Annotated in this window: 2 protein-coding genes; both read right to left on the bottom strand. The window is 59.9% G+C overall.

What is annotated here, in order from left to right:
- Positions 1 to 1,208 precede the first annotated feature (1,208 nt).
- Complete coding sequence (locus QWZ14_RS32155; RefSeq protein ID WP_456307249.1) at positions 1,209 to 1,928, bottom strand: replication protein RepA; 720 nt, start codon at positions 1,926 to 1,928, stop codon at positions 1,209 to 1,211.
- Between the two features lie 660 nt (positions 1,929 to 2,588).
- On the bottom strand, positions 2,589 to 3,053 hold a 465-nt coding region (locus tag QWZ14_RS16840), incomplete at its 5' end, for a plasmid mobilization protein (protein WP_290317930.1).

Raw genomic sequence — 3,053 nt, 5'->3', positions numbered from 1 at the left:
GGGGGGATGCAACGGGGGGCAAAGCCCTCCTTGCCAAGCGTGTTGTATCACGGAAAAAGCCCCAAAGGGAGCAGTTTCCGTGATACAACACATGCCTTGCCCATCAACCGATTTAGAGAATTGGAGGCCACATCGCGCAGCGATGTATCTGTGCACACCCTTCCCTCAAATCCGCCCGTCGAAAAGAAAGTTGTTACAACGAATCCGCCAGATGGCGCTCCGCGCCAAGGGGCTTCATTGCCAGCCCCTACGCCGTGCCCTGCACAGCTACCCCGCTAGGATATTTGACCAACAGTGATGTTGGCTGCTCTAGGGCCTACCTATTTTTGGCCTCTGGAAGGCTTCAGGACGTGCGCAGCGCTCTAAGTGGCTCTCGCTCATCCCAACAAGCTTCCAGCGTTCTACGGCCATCCTAGGGCCTCCTGGAGCCCTGTTCCTTTGTCCATGTCGCTACGTAACCCGCAGTCTTTCCAAGGGGGACTATCGTCTCGAAATTGTAACATAAGCATGCAATAAGGAGTTATGGAGAAAAAACCCGTAGATGGCTGGGATGTAGTTGCTGGCGTTGTCGCTGCTAACGCAGCAGGATCGTTTGCATGTTCCGACACAATGAGGCGTGAACTTCCGTCTATAGCAGAAAGATTTCAAGCCAAACCTCTTTCAACTGGATTGGCATTCTTAAGCGTTACAACAGCAATAGGAGTTGCTGCAGGATGTGGCGTACATTGGGCGCGAAATCTATTATCATCCTCAGAAAAGAACCCATCTAGTCGCTAGATAATCATAAAAACCCTGTTCCTTAGTTCGACCTGACAAGCCCTGTTCCTTCGTCCCGACCCTGCCATCTGGCAGGCCGTCGCCCGCAACGGAGGTCAAACCCCTGCCCGCAGGGCAGCCGCGAAGCGGCGCGGAGCCACGCACAGGCCGAAGGCCGAGCATGGCGAGCGGGGTTGACCGGAGAGAGGACGGCGGCACCGTCACAGCAGGTGAGGGCGCAGCCCCAAGCAAACGACTCATGCGCCGTCAGGCGCATTCCGTTTCCTTTATCCACAGGAGAGCGGTCCCAGCTACAGGAAAAGCTATAGGTATTCTTACTATAGGTTTTAGGGGGTGGTGATTCAGCGAACCTCAGAGGGTGGTGATTCAGCGAACTAGGGGGTGGTGATTCAGCGTGGATAAGTCGTCCGATCCCCAACCTGCACACATGGCTAGGGGCTGATGAGCACTTGTGTTTTGGCAAGTGGCGGACGTGAGGGTTTGAGCACCAGCCCTCCCGGCTCCTCTTCCACCCGCGCGTCGGGGTAGAGCGCCAGCACCTGCCGAAGGGCTAGGCGGAAAGCCTTTTTAAAGTTGCCGTAGTCGGCATACTCCTGGCCGAACTGCGCCCTCAGATTGCTCCAACTAAGCTTCACCGCCGCGCCGTTGATGCGGCACAGGCGATGCGCCAGCCAGCTATAGACGTCGAGCGCCAGGGCGCTGCCTTTCAAACCGGCGAGGGCGCGCGGATCGAGCGGTACTGCATGGCCGACTAGGGTTTCAAAGAACTCCTGCGAAAGCTGCAACTCGCCCGGCCAAAGGGTGTGCTGCCCGGCCTGCGGCTGTAGCCAAGCCTCAAACCGAGTGATGGGCTGCGTGTTGATCGTCACCGCACGGCCTTCCGTCCGCATCCCAAGCGTCAGGCGGCAGGCCGCGAGGGCCATCATCTGCTTTTTGAACATCGTGTAGCCACCGCGCGGCCCACCACTGTCAGCGATGCCTAGGCGGATCAGGAAGTCACGGATGCTGTCGCCGATCTCGATCTCGCGGCGCTGCGTCCGCACCGCCTCGCCGCTGATATGCACCATCACCAACCGGGGCCGGGAGCCGTAGGGCAACGGCTGATTCACGAAGCGCTGGCCGTTGTAGAGGCTGCCTGCTTCCAGCTTCATGCTGACGAAGCCGCTCTCGCGGATGAACTCCCGCTCCTGCGTGGCCGCGCGTGGCATCCCCACCTGGCACAGCACCGCGTGGAGGTAGTCGGCCCGGTCAGGCGGCTCCTGCATGATCTCGGCCGCCACCTCGATCGCCTTCTTCGTCCGGGGTGGGATCGCCACCGGANGCTCCTTGGGTCGCTGGTCGGTCAGCAAAGTCGTCAATCGTCGTCGCTCGTCCGCTTCATGATCCAAGCGGGCGCGCAGGTCGGCGATGGTGTCGTCTTTGTCTCGGCGCTCCCGCTCGCGCTCCTGCTCCATAGCTTGCAGCCGCACCCGGAGCGTTGCTAGTTCGGAAACCGTTTCCACAGGGGTTTCCTGCTGCAAATCCTGATGGTTCCGGTTGTTAAGTGAACTGTTTCTTGAACTGTTGCGGGAACCTGGCTCTCCATAGGCCCGCACTAGCTCGGCCATATCGAACCACCATTGACCGTTATCGTCCTTTTCGCCCGATACCCGCCCCTTTGCCATGTGCTTAAGGATTGTAGGCTTGGTCGTACCGGCAAACTCAGCAGTCTGTTTCAAGGACAATTTGGACATAGTGCCATCTGTAAAGTTGGGCGTTTCCAGACACGTTGCCGACTCTCAGACTTTAGGCAACCAAAACGGGGCGATCTACTACGCATCTGCCGCCTCCGCCGGGGGCTGTGGCTCTCCCGCATCAATCTTCTGACCGCTCAACGTGGCGCTGATCGCTCGCGCCGCCGTACGGATATCTAACAGCACCGTTGCCAACGCCTCAGTAGCGGGAAGCTGACCCGCTTGGTTGGCCACCTTGGCGAGCTGGTTCAAATTGCCGCCCGCAGTGCCGAGCTGGCCGAGGAGCGAGGCCAGTTCGCGCCTATCTACCTGAAGGCGGCGGCGCTGCCGGGGCCGGGGCGCTCCTAATGCCGCTTGGACGACATAGGGGCCGAGTTCCAGTCCGGCCCGCTCGGCTGCCTCGTCCAGCTTGGCCCGCTCGTCCGCCGTCACCCGCACATGTACCCACGCATTGCGCGGGTTGTCGCTGCGCGGACGGCCCTTCCACGGGGCTGAACGCTTCTCGGGTATCGAGGTCTCGTCGCTCATAACCAACCTGGTTTT

Origin of the sequence: Paeniroseomonas aquatica, assembly GCF_030409335.1 — a bacterium.
Taxonomy (GTDB): Bacteria; Pseudomonadota; Alphaproteobacteria; order Acetobacterales; family Acetobacteraceae; genus Belnapia; species Belnapia aquatica.
The sequence above is the reverse complement of the archived record's forward strand: the minus strand, read 5'-3'. Positions and strand labels throughout refer to the sequence as shown.

Excerpts from the sequence above, each read along its gene's own strand:
- QWZ14_RS32155 (WP_456307249.1), bottom strand. The coding sequence starts at position 1,928 with ATGAAGCTGGAAGCAGGCAGCCTCTACAACGGCCAGCGCTTCGTGAAT.